At 61.1% G+C, this 19632-nt stretch carries 17 protein-coding genes; 7 read left to right on the top strand and 10 right to left on the bottom strand.

Features of this window, described 5'->3' with window-relative positions; all coding sequences use genetic code 11:
- Window positions 1-43: 43 nt before the first annotated feature.
- The 3 genes from IF199_RS18300 to IF199_RS18310 form a co-directional block, all read right to left on the bottom strand.
- Window positions 44-640 (bottom strand): trimeric intracellular cation channel family protein, encoded by a 597-nt coding sequence (locus tag IF199_RS18300; protein WP_244142401.1) that lies wholly within the window; start codon window positions 638-640, stop codon window positions 44-46.
- Between the two features lie 935 nt (window positions 641-1575).
- Complete coding sequence (locus IF199_RS18305) at window positions 1576-1818, bottom strand: DUF1652 domain-containing protein (protein WP_192558318.1); 243 nt, start codon at window positions 1816-1818, stop codon at window positions 1576-1578.
- Window positions 1819-1997: 179 nt separating this feature from the next.
- Entirely contained in the window at window positions 1998-3488 is a 1491-nt protein-coding gene (locus tag IF199_RS18310) for a helix-turn-helix transcriptional regulator (RefSeq protein ID WP_192558319.1), read from the bottom strand.
- 420 nt (window positions 3489-3908) lie between these two features.
- Here IF199_RS18310 and IF199_RS18315 point away from each other — a divergent pair, with 420 nt between their 5' ends.
- Entirely contained in the window at window positions 3909-4118 is a 210-nt protein-coding gene (locus tag IF199_RS18315) for a hypothetical protein (RefSeq protein ID WP_096822539.1), read from the top strand.
- A gap of 5 nt (window positions 4119-4123) precedes the next feature.
- Here IF199_RS18315 and IF199_RS18320 read toward each other — a convergent pair whose 3' ends face one another.
- The 3 genes from IF199_RS18320 to IF199_RS18330 form a co-directional block, all read right to left on the bottom strand.
- On the bottom strand, window positions 4124-5044 hold the full coding sequence (locus IF199_RS18320) for a DHH family phosphoesterase (RefSeq protein WP_192560976.1): 921 nt from the start codon (window positions 5042-5044) through the stop codon (window positions 4124-4126).
- A 71-nt stretch (window positions 5045-5115) separates the two neighbouring features.
- On the bottom strand, window positions 5116-6399 hold the full coding sequence (locus IF199_RS18325) for a Zn-dependent hydrolase (protein ID WP_192558320.1): 1284 nt from the start codon (window positions 6397-6399) through the stop codon (window positions 5116-5118).
- Between the two features lie 30 nt (window positions 6400-6429).
- On the bottom strand, window positions 6430-7914 hold the full coding sequence (locus IF199_RS18330; RefSeq protein ID WP_096822542.1) for an NCS1 family nucleobase:cation symporter-1: 1485 nt from the start codon (window positions 7912-7914) through the stop codon (window positions 6430-6432).
- A gap of 621 nt (window positions 7915-8535) precedes the next feature.
- Between IF199_RS18330 and hydA the strand changes: the two genes are divergently transcribed.
- The 3 genes from hydA (at window position 8536) to preA (ending at window position 12807) form a co-directional block, all read left to right on the top strand.
- A complete protein-coding gene (gene hydA / locus IF199_RS18335; RefSeq protein WP_192558321.1) occupies window positions 8536-9975 on the top strand; it encodes a dihydropyrimidinase in 1440 nt (479 codons plus the stop codon).
- A gap of 189 nt (window positions 9976-10164) precedes the next feature.
- Complete coding sequence (locus IF199_RS18340) at window positions 10165-11532, top strand: NAD(P)-dependent oxidoreductase (protein ID WP_192558322.1); 1368 nt, start codon at window positions 10165-10167, stop codon at window positions 11530-11532.
- Window positions 11533-12807, top strand: coding sequence for an NAD-dependent dihydropyrimidine dehydrogenase subunit PreA (gene preA, locus IF199_RS18345; protein ID WP_192558323.1), 1275 nt, complete (start codon window positions 11533-11535; stop codon window positions 12805-12807).
- A gap of 40 nt (window positions 12808-12847) precedes the next feature.
- Here preA and IF199_RS18350 read toward each other — a convergent pair whose 3' ends face one another.
- The gene (locus IF199_RS18350) at window positions 12848-13468 is read right to left on the bottom strand and encodes a TetR/AcrR family transcriptional regulator (protein WP_007952885.1); all 621 of its coding nucleotides are present in this window, start codon (window positions 13466-13468) and stop codon (window positions 12848-12850) included.
- Between the two features lie 194 nt (window positions 13469-13662).
- Here IF199_RS18350 and copC point away from each other — a divergent pair, with 194 nt between their 5' ends.
- The gene (gene copC, locus IF199_RS18355; protein WP_192558324.1) at window positions 13663-14025 is read left to right on the top strand and encodes a copper homeostasis periplasmic binding protein CopC; all 363 of its coding nucleotides are present in this window, start codon (window positions 13663-13665) and stop codon (window positions 14023-14025) included.
- A gap of 3 nt (window positions 14026-14028) precedes the next feature.
- Window positions 14029-14886 (top strand): copper homeostasis membrane protein CopD, encoded by an 858-nt coding sequence (gene copD / locus IF199_RS18360; RefSeq protein WP_192558325.1) that lies wholly within the window; start codon window positions 14029-14031, stop codon window positions 14884-14886.
- Between the two features lie 2 nt (window positions 14887-14888).
- On the opposite strand, the gene IF199_RS18365 is transcribed toward copD, so the two are convergent.
- Window positions 14889-16031 (bottom strand): HlyD family secretion protein, encoded by a 1143-nt coding sequence (locus IF199_RS18365; RefSeq protein WP_192558326.1) that lies wholly within the window; start codon window positions 16029-16031, stop codon window positions 14889-14891.
- Window positions 16028-17683: an MFS transporter gene (locus tag IF199_RS18370; protein ID WP_192558327.1), complete on the bottom strand. Its 1656-nt coding sequence runs from the start codon at window positions 17681-17683 to the stop codon at window positions 16028-16030. The genes IF199_RS18365 and IF199_RS18370 overlap by 4 nt, the downstream gene beginning before the upstream one ends.
- Before the next feature lie 150 nt (window positions 17684-17833).
- Here IF199_RS18370 and IF199_RS18375 point away from each other — a divergent pair, with 150 nt between their 5' ends.
- Window positions 17834-18784, top strand: a complete 951-nt coding sequence (locus IF199_RS18375) for a polysaccharide deacetylase family protein (protein ID WP_192558328.1) — start codon at window positions 17834-17836, stop codon at window positions 18782-18784.
- Between the two features lie 45 nt (window positions 18785-18829).
- Here IF199_RS18375 and IF199_RS18380 read toward each other — a convergent pair whose 3' ends face one another.
- A complete protein-coding gene (locus tag IF199_RS18380; protein WP_096822551.1) occupies window positions 18830-19630 on the bottom strand; it encodes a sulfite exporter TauE/SafE family protein in 801 nt (266 codons plus the stop codon).
- Between the last annotated feature and the right edge of the window lie 2 nt (window positions 19631-19632).

A 19632-nucleotide genomic window follows, 5' to 3' on the forward strand; every position in this document is an offset into this window, starting at 1 on the left:
CGCCGCTGACGCAAAAGAAAAGGCAGCCCAAGGGCTGCCTTTTTCATGCCTCCAGAACCTTCGGCAACTGCCAGCCGAAATGCACCGACAACAACCGCAACAACAAACACGCCGCCCCCGCCAGCAACGCCGCAGCCACTGGCGGAACCCCCAGCCTGCGCCCGATGATCAACACCGCTGCGCCGACAAACGCCGAACTGGCATACAAATCCGCCTGCAACACCACCGGCACCCGCGCCAGCACGATGTCACGCAGCACCCCGCCACCGACGCCGGTAATCGTGCCCATCAGCATGGACACAAACGGCGAGATCCCGAAATTCAACGCTTTCTGCGCCCCGGCCACGGCAAACAGCGCCAACCCCGCAGCGTCCAGCACGATCAAGGTCGAACCGGACCAGCCCAGCACCAGTTCATGAAAAACAAACGCCACCCCACCCATGGCAAACGCCAGCGCCGGATAACGCCAGTCAGCCACAGCCTTGGGTGGTGTAGCGCCGATCAACAGATCACGGGTCACCCCGCCGCCGAGTGCGACGATAAAGGCAATCACCATCACCCCGAGCAGATCGAGCTGACTGCGCATCGCCGCAATCGCGCCTTCAACCGCAAACACCGCCGTGCCGACGAGATCGGCCACCAGCACAATCCACTCGACCCGCGCCTTCACAGGCGCCCGGGCTATTGAGTGACGCAACGGGTCGTTGAGATGTGTCGAGTCACTTGACCGTCGGCATACGCATCACCGGCGACCTCGGTATTTTCAATCACCTGACAGGTACGCTCCGGTGGCGGAGGCGGCGCGGCCGGCGGAGGGGGTGGAGGACTGGCGCAACCGCTGAGCAGCACCAGACCGAAAGCCGACAACAGCGAAGAACACACGCGTTTCCCAGGATTGTTCATAGGATGACCCGCGATGAATGGAAGACAAACTCCCGTCGCCGAGCGTACAAATGCCCGGTTATGGAAACCGAACCACTCATTCCTTATAGACCAGTGGGCTGCGAGTGCCAGTGAAATGGCTTGAACTGGTGGGATTTGCTGTCGATTTTTGGGATGAGTAGCTATCAATTGAACGAGTCGACTGATCCGTCGCCACCACTGACAAGCCAGTGCCAACAGGTGAATGTCAGATTGGGACGCAGAGCGTCCCGGGCTGCATTCCCACGCGGAGCGTGGGAACGATCAAAGAGCACACAAGTCGGCTTCGCGCTCCTCACCACTCAACACGATGAGCGTTAGCTCGAGTACCGCTTTTGATCGCAGGGCCCGTCGGCAGGCTGAGTGGAGGGATTGATCCGGGGGTGGGAGCGCAGCGACCGTGCGGCGCAGCCGCATGCATCGAGAGGAGGTGCAGCGAAGCAAACCGTAGGCGATGCCCCCGGATCAATCCCGGAGCGAAGGAACCCGAGCCACAGCGAGGGCCGAACGTCAGGGTAAAGACTTTTTGGTTACTTTTGAGGCGTTTGGAAAAGGTGACCCGCCGTAAGGGCGGAACCCTAAGAAGCCGTTACCGCAGCAACGGATATTCACCCAAACTACCCCAGAACATGGTCGGCCCAAAGGCCGCCAAGTTCACCCCGGCGACCGCAAAGAATTACTCTCAAGCTCATACCGCAACTCATCAACCAAACCATCCACCGCCTCATCCGTGCGCAACGCATCCAGACTCAACCCACTGATCACCAGATCCACCCGCCCCGAAACCGGCTCATACAACTTCACCGTAAGGGAGTGATCCCCATCCACCACACACTCACAAGCCAACGGCGAAAAACTGCGCTCAAGCCGAGCCCGCAACTGCGCCAGATAAATCATCGCGCCAGCTCCGCACAACGAGACTCAACGAAAAACAACACATTCATAAAGGGCTGATCCATTAGCAGGTTCCAAAGAGACACGATCACCAAAAAAATGCATCGCACCTCACCAGACTAAGAACACCCCGCCCGATCAAACACCCGAATTTGCACCCCATGAACTAGTGCATTTGCACCTTACCGCTGCCCTCTGCTGCTCCCCGAAAACAACCCACGCTCCCGAGCCCAGACAATCGCCTCACTGCGACTGTGCACATCGAGCTTCGAATACACCGTCGCCACATGATTGCGCACCGTGTTCGGCGCCAGTTTCAAGCGCGCAGCAATCTCCTTGTCCGCCAACCCCTCACAGATCAGCCCCAGCACATCGCGCTCGCGGGCGGTGAGATCGGTGAACGACACGCTCGGCAGTTGCGGCGAATTGACCTTCTTCACATTCGCCAGTTTTTCGATCAGCGTACGACTGAACCACGAAGCATCCTTCATCACCTCTTCAATCGCCGCCACCAGCTCAAGCTCGGTGCGCTTGCGCTCGGTGATGTCCATCAGCACCAGCAGATAGCACACCGTGTCCTGAATGTTGACGGTGTCGGCGGACACCGCGCACTCCAGCAATTCGGCGTCTTTCTTGCGGATCCGCATATCGACGCGATCGACCCGACCGGTCTTCTCCAGCGCCGCCAGCAACCGGGCGCGTTCCGCCGGTTCATCGATGAATTCCAGTTGTGCGACGGTCTTGCCGAGCACGTCGTCGCTCTCGTAAGCCAGGGTATCGAGAAAGGCCTGATTGACGTCGATCAGCCGCTGCTCGTCGGCACTGCAAATCAGGATCGGCACCGGGGTCAGGCGAAAGGCCTTGGCGAACCGCTCTTCACTTTGGCGCAAGGCAACTTCGGCCTTGTGCCGAGGCTCCATGTCGACGAACGAAAACAGCATGCAGTCCTCGTCATTGAGCACCAGCGGCTGCCCCGCCACGATCACCTGCTTGCTGCCACCGTCCGGCAGACGCAATTCAGCCTGCATCTGCGGAATGGTCGCGACATCGCGCAGGCGCTGGATCGCCAGGTCCTTGCGCTCGGCCTGTTCGAGAATATCCAGTTCATAGGTCGAGGCGCCGATCACCTGATCGCGGGTGTAGCCGGTCATTTCCAGGAACCCCGGATTGACCTTGATGTAACGCAGATCGCTGAGGCGGCAGATCACTGCCGGAGCCGGGTTGGCATTGAAGGTTTTTTCGAAGCGCTGCTCGGCGTTGGCCCAATCGGTGACGTCGCTCATGATCAGCACCAACGACTCGGTCTCGCCGTCGCGGTCGGTCAATACCATGCTGCGCACGCTGTGCACCCAGGTGCGCTCCTCATCGCTGCGCGGGGTGACTTCGACCAGCACGTCGCTGAAGGCTTCGCCGGCGGCTACACGGCTGATCGGGTACTGCTCCAGCGTCAGTGTATGGTTGTTGCGATAACGCAGATTGAAACGCTCGACGTATTCCCCGGCGTTGATGCCCAACTCGCCGATGCGACTGACGCCATGCATCGCCAGCGCCGCCTCGTTGGCCCAGAGAATCGTCTGGTCGAGTTCCAGCAGAATCACCCCGTCAGACAGGCCGGCAATGATCTGCTGCAACTGACGGCGATTGGTTTCGGTGGTCAGGACGTCCCGGCTCATTGGCTCTCCACAAATGCACGCATGTGAAGTTTACGACCGCAGGCCGTTGTGATCGTGCCGGGCAACTTTGTCCCTGATTATCGCGATGTGTGATCGACCAGTTCGCGCAGCGTATCCAGAAACAGCTTGAGTACCGGCGAGGCATCGTCCGCCCGATACGTCGCGCCGGGCCAACGGGTGATCCGCCGGCATCACCACATGGATCGGCTCGTGGATCAGCAATTCATTGCGCAGCTGCGGGTCGTCATAGCCGACGCGAAACACGAATGGCTCGGCCCGGACGTCTGCGGCGGTGCGACGATTGGTCTCGTCAGCTCCCACCGGCGGCGTTCGCGACTTTCGGCTTTCTCGACTAACGTTAGTACCTCATCGGATTGAGCCCCTGCCAGCTACACCGGGCTCTTGATCAAGGAGAGACTGATGACATCCAACCGCCTCATCGAACAGACCTATCGCACCTGGTCCAGCCCCATCCTGCTGGAGCTGAAAAAGCGCGAACACCAGATGGCGCCAGCCGAACGCCAGGCGCTTGAGAATGTGCTGGTGGAAAGACGATTGCTGGACGTTGGCAACCCGAATGGCGTTGAACGACGAAAAGGCGCGGCGAGTAAAACCGACAATCCCGGGTAATCACTTCACCCGCCTGAGTTTGCGTTCAGCCCCAGGCTCAGTAGTTCCTTGCGCAAGATCGAGGGTTTTAGAAACGCCAACCCAGCCTGCCATTCCATCGGCAGCAAACGACTCAACTTCTGCTGGCTGACCACGGGTTCGGCCAGCAAACAACTTTTGCGTTGACTGATGCAGATGACGTTCAGCAACCAGTCATCACCCTGCCCGTCCATCCAGCGGCAAATCTCGCTGCGATACTTCTCGATCAGCGCGTCGGCATCCCATACGGTCATCTGCGCAAAAACCTCAGGCAACCGGCTTTCGGGTTTCATGCGTTTGAGATCGGCGGCCAATGCAGCCGACATGTCTGATTCGATGGCCGCCTGACATTCGAGGAAGTATTGCCCGGGCCAGTCCGCCGTGAGTTTCCCGTGTGGCGCGAGTTCGGCGTAGGCATCGATGTCCGCGGTTGTGGTCATTTGCCCGGTGAAATTCAGCGTGTTGTCCAGAATCGCCGTGGCCAGCAGCGCGGCGCTTTGCTCGCTGATCTTCGAAATCAAACCTGCCGTTTCCCAACGTTGGAAAACCTGAGTTGCCGCCGCGCCGATCATGCGAATGTCGGCGGCAGATCCGAGTGTCTGTGCCCAATGGTCTTCGAAGCCCGGATGATGGTCGATGACTTCCACCACCCGATCGAGCGCGACCATCGGGTCGAAATGGTGGTAATCGGAGACGTCGACCAGAATGAACTCATCGTTGGAGGTCGGGCGGTAATCGTGCAGCACCGCGCCCCAGCCGAGCACGGTGTTCGAAACGCTGGCGTTGGGTTTTGCGCTGCTGACGGCGCGGGCAGGAATGCCTTGCAGGTTGAGCAGTTCTGCGTAGGCGATGCAGCAGGCGTAGGCGTCGATGTCCAGATACGCCGAGCCTGAGGTGATGACTTTGATGGGCGACATTGCGCGTCCCTGGCTTCCCTTTCAGGGGCGGCAACGTCGCACGTACAGATGACAGTTTCAAGTCAGGCGGCGCGCTGTCCTCCCGCCACCGCCGCCGAAGCCGCCAGCATCGCCCGCAGCAACACTGCACAGCCGGCCGCCAGATCGTCCGGCGCGGCGTTTTCGATTTCGTTGTGGCTGATGCCGCCTTCGCACGGCACGAAGATCATCCCGGCCGGGCCGAGTTCGGCGAGGAAGATTGCGTCGTGTCCGGCGCCGCTGACGATGTCCATGTGCGACAGGCCCAGACCTTTGGCGGCGCCACGCACGGCTTCAACGCAGCCTTTTTCGAAGTACAGCGGCGGGAAGTCGGCAGTCGGGGTCAGTTCATAGGTCAGGCCGTGTTCTTCGCAGGTCGCTTCGATGACTTGTTTCACCTCGCTGATCATCGAGTCGAGACGTGCCGGTTCCAGATGCCGGAAGTCGAGGGTCATGCGCACTTCGCCGGGAATGACGTTGCGCGAGCCTGGATAGGCTTGCAGGCAACCGACCGTGCCGCAGGCGTGGGGTTGGTGGCCGAGGGCCGCGCGATTGACCGCGCCGACGATCACCGAAGCGCCGACCAGAGCATCCTTGCGCAGGTGCATCGGGGTCGGGCCGGCGTGGGCTTCGACGCCGCGCAGTTTCAGGTCGAACCACTTCTGGCCCAGCGCGCCGAGTACTACGCCGATGGTTTTCTGTTCGTCTTCAAGGATTGGTCCTTGTTCGATGTGTGCTTCGAAATAGGCGCCGACCTTGTGCCCGCTGACCTTGCGCGGCCCGGCGTAGCCGATGGCGTTCAGTGCTTCACCGACGGTTACGCCGTCGGCATCGACCTTGGCCAGGATTTCTTCGAGGGTGAATTTTTCCGCGAACACGCCGGAGCCCATCATGCACGGGGCGAAGCGCGAGCCTTCTTCGTTGGTCCAGACCACCACTTCCAGCGGCGCCTCGGTTTCCACGCCCAGGTCATTGAGGGTGCGCAGCACCTCGACCCCGGCCAGCACGCCGAAGCAGCCGTCGAACTTGCCGCCGGTGGGCTGGGTGTCAATGTGGCTGCCGGTCATCACCGGGGGCAGGTTCGGGTTGCGGCCGGGGCGGCGGGCGAAGATGTTGCCGACTTCATCGACCGTGACGCTGCAACCAGCGTCCTTGCACCACTGCACGAACAGGTCGCGGGCCTGGCGGTCGAGGTCCGTCAGGGCCAGGCGACAGACCCCGCCCTTGACCGTGGCGCCGAGTTTGGCGAGTTCCATGAGCGACGCCCACAAGCGATCGCGGTTGATGTGCTGATGGGTCGATTGCAGAACGTCTACGGCTGCGTTCATGGGGATCTCCTCAGGCAGTTCTTATGGGAATTACAACGGCGATTTGACGACCACCGGGCTGGTCCGCATCGCGCACAACCCGTAATAGATCAACCCGCCCAGCGCCGAGCCGGTGAACCATCCGTAGCTGTAAAACCAGCTGAATGCGCTGCTGCCCAGCGACAGCAGGGTCAGCACCACCGGCACGCCGAACGCGATGAACCCGGCCCAGTTCCACGCCGGGTACACGTCGTCGCGGTACAGGCCGGCCAGGTCCAGTTGCTGTTTCTTGATCAGGAAATAGTCCACCACCATGATCCCGGCGATCGGCCCGAGCAGGCTGGAATAGCCCAGCAGCCAGTTCGAATACACGGTTTCCAGGCTGACATCGGAGACAATCCATCCGAGTTTTTTCAGCAGTTCATGGCCCATCAGCGCCAGGCCGACGAACCCGGTGAGGATCACCGCTTTGGTACGGTTGATCACCTTGGGGGCGATGTTCTGGAAGTCGTTGGTTGGCGAGACGATGTTGGCGGCGGTGTTGGTCGACAGCGTGGCGATGATGATCAGCGCCATGGCCACCGCGACCCACACCGGGCTCTGGATATGGCCGATCAGGGTCACCGGATCGGAGACGCTGACACCCACCAGTTTCACCGACGCGGCGGTCATCACCACGCCCAGTGCGGCGAACAGGAACATGGTCAGCGGCAGGCCGAAAATCTGCCCGAGGATCTGATCCTTCTGGCTGCGGGCATATCGGCTGAAATCGGGAATGTTCAGCGAAAGGGTGGCCCAGAAACCGACCATCGCTGTCAGCCCGGCGGCGAAGTAACTGACCACGCTCGCACCTTCGGGACGCTTCGGCGGAATCGCCAGCAGTTCAGTCATCGACACATTGGGCATGGCCCACACCAGCAACCCGATGCCGACCGCCACCAGCAACGGTGCCGACAGGGTTTCCAGCCACTTGATCGACTCGGCTCCCCGAATCACCACCCACAGGTTCAGCGCCCAGAAAATCATGAAACCGATCACCTCCCCCGTCCCGCCGAGGGATTTCCAGCCCTCAAACACCGAGCCGAGAAACAGGTGAATCGCCAGCCCGCCGAACATGGTCTGGATGCCGAACCAGCCGCACGCCACCAGCGCCCGGATCAGGCACGGCACGTTGGAGCCGAGAATCCCGAACGACGAACGCAGCAGTACGGGAAACGGAATCCCGTACTTGGTGCCGGGAAACGCGTTGAGCGTGAGAGGAATCAGGACGATGACGTTGGCAAACAGAATTGCCAGCAATGCCTCGCCAACGGTCAGGCCAAAGTACGCGGTGAGCACCCCGCCGAGGGTGTAGGTCGGCACGCAGATCGACATGCCGATCCACAGCGCGGTGATGTGCCATTTGTTCCAGGTTCGTTCGCGCACCTTGGTCGGTGCCATGTCGTGGTTGTAACGGGGACTGTCGAGGACGTCGCTGCCGGCTTCGAGCTCGAACAAGCCGTCGCGCTCGATCACTTGTGATCTGTTCTGTTGCATGGCCGCTCCACTGTTCTTCTGATTATTTTTTTGCTCATCAGGCGGCTGCACACGCGGGTGCAAGCCGGACGATGGCCGGAGGAACTGACAACTTTCTTGCACCGGCCATGGTGTCAGCGGCGGCATCAATAAACGTGCCGGGGGAACCGCTTGGCGCTAGGGCCGTGCTTTCAACTTTGTGTAACTGACTGATGTTTATCAGTTTTAATTATTCACCTTATGAGGCCGGGAAAACTTGACTGAACACTCAGGCTAAATGCCAGGCAAGTTGTCCGAACTGTCAGGACTCAATCTGGTGCACTGCACTTTTTTTCGTCGTGGGCGATCAACCGCAGCTCAACTTCAAGCGGCTGATTTCACATAGGAAATCTTGCTCATATTTCCAACCTGTCAAGTGCGTCAAAATGGTGAAGCACCTCACCATTTTGGTGATTTTGTGTTTTTATCGTTATTTATCAGTCACTTAAAACAGATATAAGCTTATAAAAAATATTCTTGCTCAATTGTAAAACTGCGACTAGCGTCTATTCCTGACAGCGCTGACAAGATTACGCATTGGCGCTGCAAACAATAAAACATCTAGAACCGGCACAAGTCGGTCATGCCTGCGAGGAACTCGGAATGTCTCTGTTGATCCGTGGCGCCACCGTTGTTACCCATGATGAAAGTTACCGCGCCGATGTCTATTGCGCTGACGGCGTGATCAAAGCCATTGGTGAAAACCTGGATATTCCCGCCGGCGCCGAAGTGCTCGACGGCAGCGGTCAATACCTGATGCCCGGCGGCATCGATCCACACACTCACATGCAACTCCCGTTCATGGGCACCGTGGCCAGCGAAGACTTCTACAGCGGCACCGCCGCAGGCCTGGCCGGTGGCACCACCTCGATCATCGATTTCGTGATTCCCAATCCGCAGCAGTCGCTGCTCGAAGCGTTTCATCAGTGGCGTGGCTGGGCGGAGAAGTCCGCCTCCGACTACGGTTTCCACGTCGCGATCACCTGGTGGAGCGAGCAGGTCCGCGAGGAAATGGCTGAACTGGTCAGCCATCACGGAATCAACAGCTTCAAGCATTTCATGGCCTACAAGAACGCGATCATGGCCGCCGACGACACGCTGGTGGCGAGTTTCGAGCGCTGCCTGGAACTCGGCGCCGTGCCGACCGTGCACGCGGAAAACGGCGAGCTGGTCTATCACCTGCAGCGCAAGTTGATGGCCCAGGGCATCACCGGGCCGGAAGCGCACCCGCTGTCGCGGCCCTCGCAGGTCGAAGGTGAAGCCGCGAGCCGGGCGATCCGCATCGCTGAAACCATCGGCACGCCGCTGTACCTGGTACACGTCTCGACCCAGGAGGCCCTCGACGAAATCACCTACGCCCGCAGCAAGGGTCAACCGGTCTACGGCGAAGTGCTGGCCGGGCATCTGCTGCTGGACGACAGCGTCTACCAGCACCCGGACTGGCAGACCGCCGCCGGTTACGTGATGAGCCCGCCGTTCCGCCCGCGCGGGCATCAGGAGGCGCTGTGGCATGGCTTGCAGAGCGGCAATCTGCACACCACCGCCACCGATCATTGCTGCTTCTGCGCCGAGCAGAAAGCCGCCGGCCGCGACGACTTCAGCAAGATCCCCAACGGCACCGCCGGCATCGAAGACCGCATGGCGGTGTTGTGGGATGAAGGGGTGAACTCGGGACGGTTGTCGATGCAGGACTTCGTCGCCCTCACCTCCACCAACACCGCGAAAATCTTCAATCTCTATCCGCGCAAGGGCGCGATCCGCGTCGGTGCGGATGCCGACCTGGTGCTGTGGGATCCGCAAGGCACCCGCACCATCTCCGCCAAGACCCACCATCAGCAGGTGGACTTCAACATCTTCGAAGGCAAGACCGTGACCGGTGTACCGAGCCATACCGTCAGCCAGGGCCGGGTGGTCTGGGCCGACGGCGACCTGCGCGCCGAGCGCGGGGCAGGCCGGTATATCGAACGGCCGGCGTATCCGGCGGTGTTTGACTTGTTGAGCAAGCGGGCTGAGTTGCACAGACCTGTGGCCGTCAAACGCTGATTCCCTGATTCCCTGATTACCGATGATCGTTCCCACGCTCTGCGTGGGAATGCAGCCCGTGACGCTCCGCGTCACTGGACGCGGAGCGTCCCTTGAGGCATTCCCACGCAGAGCGTGGGAACGATCGACAACAAAAAACCACTGCCCGACAGAGGCAGAAAACCTCAAATAACCGTGAGGCAAAAAACCGTGATCGAGACCCTGAATCATCTCCCGCACCCGCACGAAAGTGCGGCCGCCCTCGCCGGCCATTTCACTGATCTGGCACCGCCGCTCAACGACCGTCAGGCGCATCTGGAAGCTTCGCGCTGCCTGTATTGCTACGACGCGCCGTGCGTGAATGCGTGCCCGAGCGAGATCGACATCCCGTCGTTCATCCGCAATATCCATCAGGACAACGTACCGGGTGCCGCGCAGAAAATCCTCTCGGCGAACATCCTCGGCGGCAGTTGCGCGCGGGTCTGTCCGACCGAGATCCTCTGCCAGCAAGCCTGCGTGCGCAACAACGCCCACGAATGCGCGCCGGTGCTGATCGGCCTGCTGCAACGCTACGCCGTGGACAACGCGCACTTCACCGAGCACCCGTTCCAGCGCGCCGCCGCCACAGGTAAACGCATTGCGGTGGTCGGTGCCGGCCCGGCGGGTCTGTCCTGTGCGCATCGCAGCGCCATGCACGGTCATGACGTGGTGATTTTCGAAGCGCGGGAGAAGGCTGGCGGGCTCAACGAATACGGAATCGCCAAATACAAACTGGTCGACGACTACGCGCAGAAGGAACTGGATTTCCTCCTGCAAATCGGCGGCATCGAAATCCGTCACGGCCAGAAACTCGGCGATAACCTGACCTTGAGCGAGCTGCATCAGCAGTTCGACGCGGTGTTCCTCGGCCTCGGCCTGAACGCCAGCAAGCAACTCGGCCTGGCCCACGAAGACGCGCCCGGCCTGCTCGCTGCCACCGACTACATCCGCGAACTGCGCCAGGCCGATGACCTGTCGCAACTGCCGCTGGCTGAACACTGCATCGTCCTCGGCGCCGGCAACACCGCCATCGACATGGCCGTGCAAATGGCCCGCCTCGGCGCCAGCGACGTCAACCTGGTCTATCGCCGTGCCGCGGCGGACATGGGCGCCACCGGCCACGAGCAGGACATCGCCAAGGCCAATCAGGTGCGGCTGCTGACCTGGGCGCAACCAGACGAAGTGCTGCTCGATGCTCAAGGCAAGGTGCGCGGCATGCGCTTCGCCCGTACGCATCTGGTGGAAGGTCGCCTGCAAACCACTGGCGAGACGTTCGAGCTGGCCGCCGATGCGATCTTCAAAGCCATCGGCCAAGCCTTCGACGGCAGCGCCCTCGCCGACCCACTGGCCCGCGAACTCAAGCGTCAGGGCGAACGGATTCAGGTCGATGAAAACCTGCGTACCAGCATCCCCGGCGTGTACGCCGGCGGCGACTGCACCAGCCTCGATCAGGACCTGACCGTGCAAGCGGTGCAACACGGCAAGCGCGCCGCCGAGGCGATCAACGCTCAACTGATGCTCAACGTGGAGGCTGCGTAAATGGCCGATCTCTCGATTGTCTTCGCCGGTATCAAAGCCCCCAACCCGTTCTGGCTGGCCTCCGCGCCGCCGACCGACAAGGCCTACAACGTGGTGCGCGCCTTCGAGGCCGGCTGGGGCGGCGTGGTCTGGAAAACCCTGGGTGAAGACCCGGCGGCGGTCAACGTCTCTTCGCGTTACTCGGCGCATTACGGCGCCAACCGCGAAGTGCTGGGCATCAACAACATCGAACTGATCACCGACCGCTCGCTGGAAATCAACCTGCGGGAAATCACCCAGGTTAAAAAAGACTGGCCGGATCGCGCGTTGATCGTGTCACTGATGGTGCCCTGCGTCGAAGAGTCGTGGAAAAACATCCTGCCGCTGGTGGAAGCCACCGGCGCCGACGGCATCGAGCTGAACTTCGGTTGCCCCCACGGCATGCCCGAACGCGGGATGGGCGCGGCAGTCGGTCAGGTGCCGGAGTACGTCGAGCAGGTCACGCGCTGGTGCAAGACCTATTGCTCGCTGCCGGTGATCGTCAAACTCACACCGAACATCACCGACATCCGCGTCGCCGCCCGCGCCGCACACCGGGGCGGCGCCGATGCGGTGTCGCTGATCAACACCATCAACTCGATCACCAGCGTCGACCTCGAACACATGGTCGCCCTGCCCACCGTCGGCAGCAAAAGCACCCACGGCGGTTATTGCGGCTCGGCGGTCAAACCGATTGCACTGAACATGGTCGCGGAAATCGCCCGTGATCCACAGACTCAAGGCCTGCCGATCTGTGGCATCGGTGGTATCGGCAGTTGGCGCGATGCGGCGGAGTTCATTGCACTGGGCAGCGGTGCGGTGCAGGTGTGCACGGCGGCGATGCTCCACGGTTTCCGGATTGTCGATGAAATGAAGGATGGCTTGTCGCGGTGGATGGACAGTCAGGGCTACGCCAGCCTCGCCGAGTTTTCCGGGCGTGCGGTGGGCAATACGACCGACTGGAAGTACCTGGACATCAACTATCAGGTCATCGCGAAGATCGATCAGGAAGCGTGCATCGGTTGCGGGCGCTGCCACATTGCCTGCGAAGACACATCACACCAGGCAATCAGCAGCCTGAAACAGGCCGATGGCACGCACACATATGAAGTGATCGATGATGAGTGTGTGGGGTGCAATCTGTGTCAGATCACCTGCCCGGTGGCGGATTGCATCGAGATGGTGCCGATGGAGACGGGCAAGCCGTTTCTGGACTGGAATCATGATCCGAGGAATCCCTACCATGTAAGTGCCTGAGTCACAGATCGTTCCCACGTCGATGCGTGGGAACGATCGATCAAGGCTCCAACCCGATCCCCCGCAAAATCACACTCGTCACCGTCTGCACCGCCCGCTCGAACTGCATGTCCGACAACGGCTGATGCTCATTCAGAATGTTCACCTGGTGATCGAAGTCGGCATAGTGCTGGGTCGACGCCCAGATCATGTACAGCAGGCTCGACGGTTCCACCGGCAGAATCCGCTTGTCTTCCACCCACTGCCGGATCTTCGCCTCTTTCATCTTCGCCCAGTCGTACAGGCTGACATCCAGCGCCTCACCCAGGGTCGGCGCGCCGTGGATGATTTCGTTGGCCCAGACTTTCGAGCCGTAAGGCCGGCTGCGCGAGTGGTTCATCTTGGCGCGGATGTAGCTGCTGAGCACCACCCGCGGATCATCGAACATCTCGAAGCACAGGGCGTCCTGCTTCCACACTTCCAGCAGGTCGAACAGCACCGCGCTGTACAGCTCGCTCTTGGTCGAGAAGTAGTAATGCAGGTTGGAACGCGGCAATTGCACTTCGGCGGCGATGTCGGCCATGGCGGTGCCACCGAAGCCTTTTTCGGCGAATACCTTTTCCGCCGCCAGCAGGATCTTGTCGACATTGGTGCGGCGGATTTCGATCTTGTGATTGCCCATGAGGGCTCCCTGAAGACAACGTTGTTGAAGACTAGCATCCGCTCTGGGCAAGGGGCGACAGCCGAGAACGATTCTTCACACACCCGGGCATTTTTCTGGTTTAGGATCGCCACCCGCCTCCTTGTCTCACCTCAAGGCAACGTGCACGGCACACCCTATACTGTCCGCCGTCACTCACTGAAAAGGGATTGCCCATGAAGCTGAAAAACCTGTTCACCGCCGGCGCGCTGCTCGCCTCGCTGGTCATCACTTCCCAGGCGTTCGCCCACGCACATCTGAAAAGCCAGACCCCGGCCGCCGACAGCACCGTCGCCGCGCCTGCGGATCTGCGCCTGGTGTTTTCCGAAGGCGTCGAAGCCAACTTCACCAAAGTCATCGTGACCCACGATGGCGCGCCAGTGAAGGTCAAGCCGCTGACCACCGAAGGCGACAAGAAAACCCTGATCGTCACCCCCGAAGCACCATTGACTGCTGGCGAATACAAGGTCGAATGGCATGCGGTGTCGGTCGATACGCACAAGAGCGAAGGCGCCTATCAGTTCAAGGTTGGCCAGTAATTCATGAGTGAAGCGCTGGTGTTGTGCCGGTTCCTGCATTTCATCGTGGTATTGATGCTGTTCGGGGCCTGGCTGTTCCGGCCGCTGCTGCTCAAGGGTGAAGCGCCGGCGCTGGATCGACACATGGCGCGGCTGGCCCGTTGGCTGGCAGCGATTGCGCTGGTCAGCGGCGTTGCCTGGGCGTTGCTGATCACCGCGAGCATGGCCGGTTCGGCCGCTGCGGCGTTCGATCCGGACACCGTCGAATTGGTGCTGGGTCACACGTTTTTCGGTCAGGTCTGGCGCTGGCATCTGCTGATCAATGCACTGCTATTGGCGTTGCTGTTTACCCCGTGGCGATCGAGCCAACCATTGCGGCTGGGCCTGAGCGCGTTGCTGCTGATGACCCTCGCCCCGGTCGGTCACGGGGCGATGCTCGACGGCTTCAGCGGCCAGATGCTGATCCTCAATCAAGTGATACACCTGACCTGCGTCGGCGCCTGGCTCGGTGGGTTGCTGATGCTGGTGATGATCCTGCGCCAGTCCGGCGAAACGGTTCGTGAGGTCCTGCAACGGTTCAGTGGGCTCGGTTACGTGCTGGTCGCCGGTCTGTTGATGACCGGACTGATCAACGTGCGCGTCCTCACCGGCCAATGGTGGCCGACGCCGTTGTTTTCGGGATTCGCCCTGATCCTGCTGATCAAGGCATTGCTGGTGTTCGGCATGCTCGCACTGGCGCTGTTCAACCGCTTGCGCATCAGCGTTTGCGAACAACGGATCGACACCCTCAAGCGCAGTGTCATGCTCGAATGGTTGCTGGGGATCGGTGCCGTGGCGGCCGTGTCCGTGCTCGGCACCCTGCCGCCGATGATCGCTGCCTGAGGTCAGTGTTTCTGGGTATCGCCCGCCGCCGTATCGATGCTGACCACCACCGACATCCCCGGCCGCAGCCGCTCGCTCTCCTGCTGCCCCGGATCGATGGTGATGCGCACTGGCACCCGCTGAGCGATTTTCACGAAGTTGCCGGTGGCGTTGTCGGCCTGCAACAACGCAAATTCCGAACCGGTGCCCGGCGAGATGTGCTGCACATGACCCGTGAACTTGCGGTGGTTCAAGCCATCCACAGTGAAGGTCACCGGTTGCCCGACCCGCACGTTGTCCATCTGGGTTTCTTTCATGTTGGCGATCACCCACTTCTGGTCCGGCACCAGTGCCATCAACTGCGCCCCGGAATTGACATAGGCGCCGAGGCGCACACCGATCTGCCCGAGCTGGCCGTCGCGCGGGGCGATGATCCGGGTGTTGGACAAATCGATCCGCGCCAGTTGCACCGCTGCCTCGGCGCTCGCTACCGCCGCTTCCAGCGAGCCGCGATTGACGATCACCGTTTGCAGATCCTGCCGGGCGATCTCCAGGTTGGCCTTGGCCTGCGCCACCGACGCGATGCCCTGCGCATTGGCGGCCAGCGCCACGTCCATCTCACGCTTGGAGACGGAGCCGTCATTGACCAACGCCGTGTTGCGTCGCAGGTCAGCCTCACTTTTGCGTAACTGCGCCTCGCTATCAGCCACCACCGCCTGCCGCAACTTGATCGTCGCTTCGGCGCTGTTGCGCTGCTGCACGACGTTAGCCAGCGAAGCTTTCTGCACCGCCAGTTGCGCCAGCGACTGATCGAGACGCTGCTGATAAATGCGGTCATCGAGACGCACCAGCAAATCGCCTTCCTTCACAAACTGGAAGTCCTGCACCGGTACTTCAAACACATAACCACTGAGCTGCGGACCGATGATCGTCACCTGCCCCCGCACCAGGGCGTTTTCAGTGGTCTCGACCGCGCTGCTGAACGGCGGCAACTGCCAGGCGTAGAGCACGATCAGCACACCGACGATGGCAATCGCGGCAAAGCCCAGCGACGAGATGATCCGCACCCGCAACGAGCGCGGTTCGGTGTTCGGTGATGACGGCGGCGCTACACCTTCAGGGGTGGCAGCGATGGCATTGGTGGTCGTGGTAGTCGGTTCGGTCATGAAGAAGTGGCACCGCTGGAAGGTACGGAAGGTGTCGGGGCGACGGCTTTGGTGGTGCTGATCAGCCACAGCGCACGGAGGGAAATCCAGATCATGGTGAGGATCGCGATCACCGCAATCAGCATGAACACATCGTTATAGGCCAGCACGTTGGCTTCGCGGGTGGCGGCGTTGGCCAGGCTGCGAATGCCTTGCAGGTTGCGCAGGCTCGGGTCCGTGATCACGGAGCCAACCGCGGAACCACCGCTCTGCACCCGGGCAGCCACCAACGGATCGGACAGCACCAGTTGCTCGACGATATGGCTGGAATGAAATTTCTCGCGCACGATCTGGAACGTCCCCAGCAACGCTGCGCCGATCAGGCCGCCGAGGTTGTTGCAGATCCCGAACAACACCGAAAAACTCACCAAATTACGCGGATTGGTCAGCACGTTGCGCGTGCCGAGAACCATGGTCGGGCCGAGGAAAAAGGTGCTGCCGAACGCCAGCAGGAACTGGCTGAAATAGAGGTTTTCGGGGCGGGTCAGGTTGTTCGAGGAGCTGTCGATGATCGAACCGGTGGCCATCAACGCCAGCGACACAATCAGCGGCATCAGCAGGTGCTTTGGGTCGATGGTCAGCGCACTGGTCAGCAGCCCGGCGACGCTGCCGATCAGCATCACCACGTAGAGGCTGTGCAACTGCTGGCTGCTCATGTTCAGGTTTTGCATGAAACCCACTGCGCCGGTGGATTGCTCCGAGGTCACCATGCGAATCAGGATCACCGCCAGTGCGAGGCGGATCATCACCCCGCTGCCGAGCCAGCGGGTCATCAGCATCGGGTTGCTGCGGTTGTGTTCGATGGCCAGCCCCGCGAGGATCAAGGCAATCGATGCGGCCAGGGCAATGCCGATCCATTGTGCTTCGAGCCACCAGTCGATCCGCCCTAGGGACAGCACCGCGCACAGCAAGGCCACGCCACTGGCGAGGATGGCGAAGGTGAGAAAGTCGAGGGGTTCGAAAGTCTTGAAGCGGTCACCCGGCGGCAGCTTGAGCATCAACACGCAGCCGAGCGACAGCAGCGCCATGCCCAATTCGAACAGGTACAGGCCGCGCCATTCGGCGATCTGTAGCAAGTCTTCGGAAAACAACCGGGCCAGCGGCAACGCCAATTGCGAAGTGCCAAGCCCCAGCACCAGTGCCTTCATCCGCCATTTGGCCGGGAACGCCTGCACCATGTAATACAGGCCCAGCGAGCTCAACGCCGCACCGACCATGCCGTGAGCGGCACGCACCGCAATCGCCGAGCTCAGGTCATTGACGAACAAATGGCCGAAGGTCACCAGCGCATACAAAACCAGGAACACCTCGGTGAACGCCCGCAAACCGAACTGCTGGCGAAACTTCACCAGCAACAGGTTCATCGACACGTTGGTCATTACATACGCCGCCGGCAACCAGGCCATTTCGGCCGTGGTCGTGCCGATCGCGCCTTGCAGGTAAGGCAGGTTGGCGACCACCAGCGAATTGCCCAAGCCACCGGTCAGCGCCACCAGCAACCCCACCAGCGCATAGGCCAGGCGCCTGGGGTTGGAGTGCAGCGGCGTCGAGGGGGAACCGGGCAGACTGGGCTTCTCGTGGGGCTGCCAGTCGCGCGGGGCGTATTGATTCATTGAAAGGCCTTGTGCCGAAGATGGCTTCAGTGTGCCGGGGTCGCCGGGATTCGTAAATTTCGTTTAAAGGTCATCTCGCACGCAGCGGATTTTTCCCAAGCGTAGCGAATGCCAACCTTGCAGCACTTCTCAACCTGCAAGGTGCCCGTTATGACCACTTCCCGCTGGCAACGCTCCCCGCGTCTGCTGAAAAACCTGCTGGCAGCCGCCCTGTTGCTGCCCGCCCTCGCCTTCGCCCAGGAACGACCCTGGCCGGATGGCTCGCAGCTGGTGATTTCGGTGTCGATGCAATTTGAAACCGGCGGCCAGCCCGAGGGCGCTGAAAGTCCGTTCTCCGGCACACCGCTGCCAAAAGGTTATCCGGACCTGCCCGCGCAAACCTGGTTCGATTACGGCTACAAGGAAGGCCTGTGGCGAATGCTCGATCTGTGGGATCGCACCGGCATCAAGGTCACCTCCCACGTGGTCGGCGAAGCGGCGCTCAAGCATCCGGAACTGGCCAAGGCGATCGCCGAGCGCGGCCACGAACTGGCAGCCCATGGCATGCGCTGGGCCGACTCGTACAACATGAACTACGCCCAGGAAAAACAGTTCATCGGCGACGGCGTCGCTGCCGTGGAAAAAATCACCGGCCAGCGCTCGGTCGGCTACAACGCCAACTGGCTGCGGCGCAGTCCCAACACGTTGAAGGTGCTGCAGGATCTGAATTTCACCTACCACATCGACGACGTCAGCCGCGACGAACCCTTCGTTACGATGGTTCGTGGGCGCAAATTCGCCGTGGTGCCTTACACCCTGCGCAACAACGACATCGTATTGATCGAGGGCCGGCACTTCTCCGCCGAGCAGTTCTATCAGCAACTGGTGCTGGAATTCGATCGCCTCTACGCCGAAGGCGCGAGCAAGCGGCGGATGATGTCGGTGAGTCTGCACGACCGCATCGGCGGCACGCCGGCGATGGTCGAGGCGATGGAACGCTTTATCCGTTACGCGCAATCGCATCCGAAGGTGACATTCATGCGCAAGGATCAGATTGCCCAGGTGGTGCTGACCGAGAAAAACCCGCTGATCGACAACACCGAGGCGGCGTACAACCAGTGACAAAAAAATCGCAGCCTGACGCTGCGATTTTTTCACTGCAACGACTCAGGCCCGCAGCAGCATGTAAGCCGCGACCACCAGGCACACACTGGCAAACCCCACCTGCAACGCCCGAGCCGGTACCCGCGCGCAAAGTTTGCGGCCGACGATCATGCCTACGATGCTGGCCACGATGAATGCCGCACCCAAATGATCGATCCGCACCCCGGCATGGAACGCGCCGATCACGCCAATCGCGGAAATCAGGCTGATGACCATCAAGGACGTGGCGACGATCCCGCGCATCTGCACATCGGTCAGTTGCTTGAACGCCGGCACGATCAGAAACCCGCCGCCAACGCCCAACAATCCGGACACCACGCCGGTGACAGCACCCAGCGCCGCGAGGGTCGCGGTGCATTTGGCGGTCCAGTCGAAACGACCGGTCTGTTCGTTGAGCATGCAGTTCTTCTGCCCCCAACTGGCGTGGCCATGATCGCTCGGGCCCGGCTCCTGGCGTTCACGGCGCAGCATGCGCCACGCCACCATCACCATCAGCAGGCTGAACAGGATCATCAGGATCTTTTCCGGCAACTGATGGGCGAAGTAGATGCCCACCGGCGAAAACACCGCGCCAAGTGCCGCAATCAACAGCGCCGCGCGATAACGCACCAGACCATGGCGCAGACCGTCGATGGCACCGACCGCCGCCGCGCTGCCGACGGCGAACAACGCCACCGGCGCCGCTTGCGTCATCGTCCAGCCCAGCCCGAGCACCAGCGCCGGCACCGCGAGAATCCCGCCGCCGGCCCCGGTCAGACCGAGGATCAACCCCATCAACACGCCAAACAGACTTGCCAGCAACATAG

It is taken from the genome of Pseudomonas allokribbensis (assembly GCF_014863605.1).
GTDB classification, from domain to species: Bacteria; Pseudomonadota; Gammaproteobacteria; order Pseudomonadales; family Pseudomonadaceae; genus Aquipseudomonas; species Aquipseudomonas allokribbensis.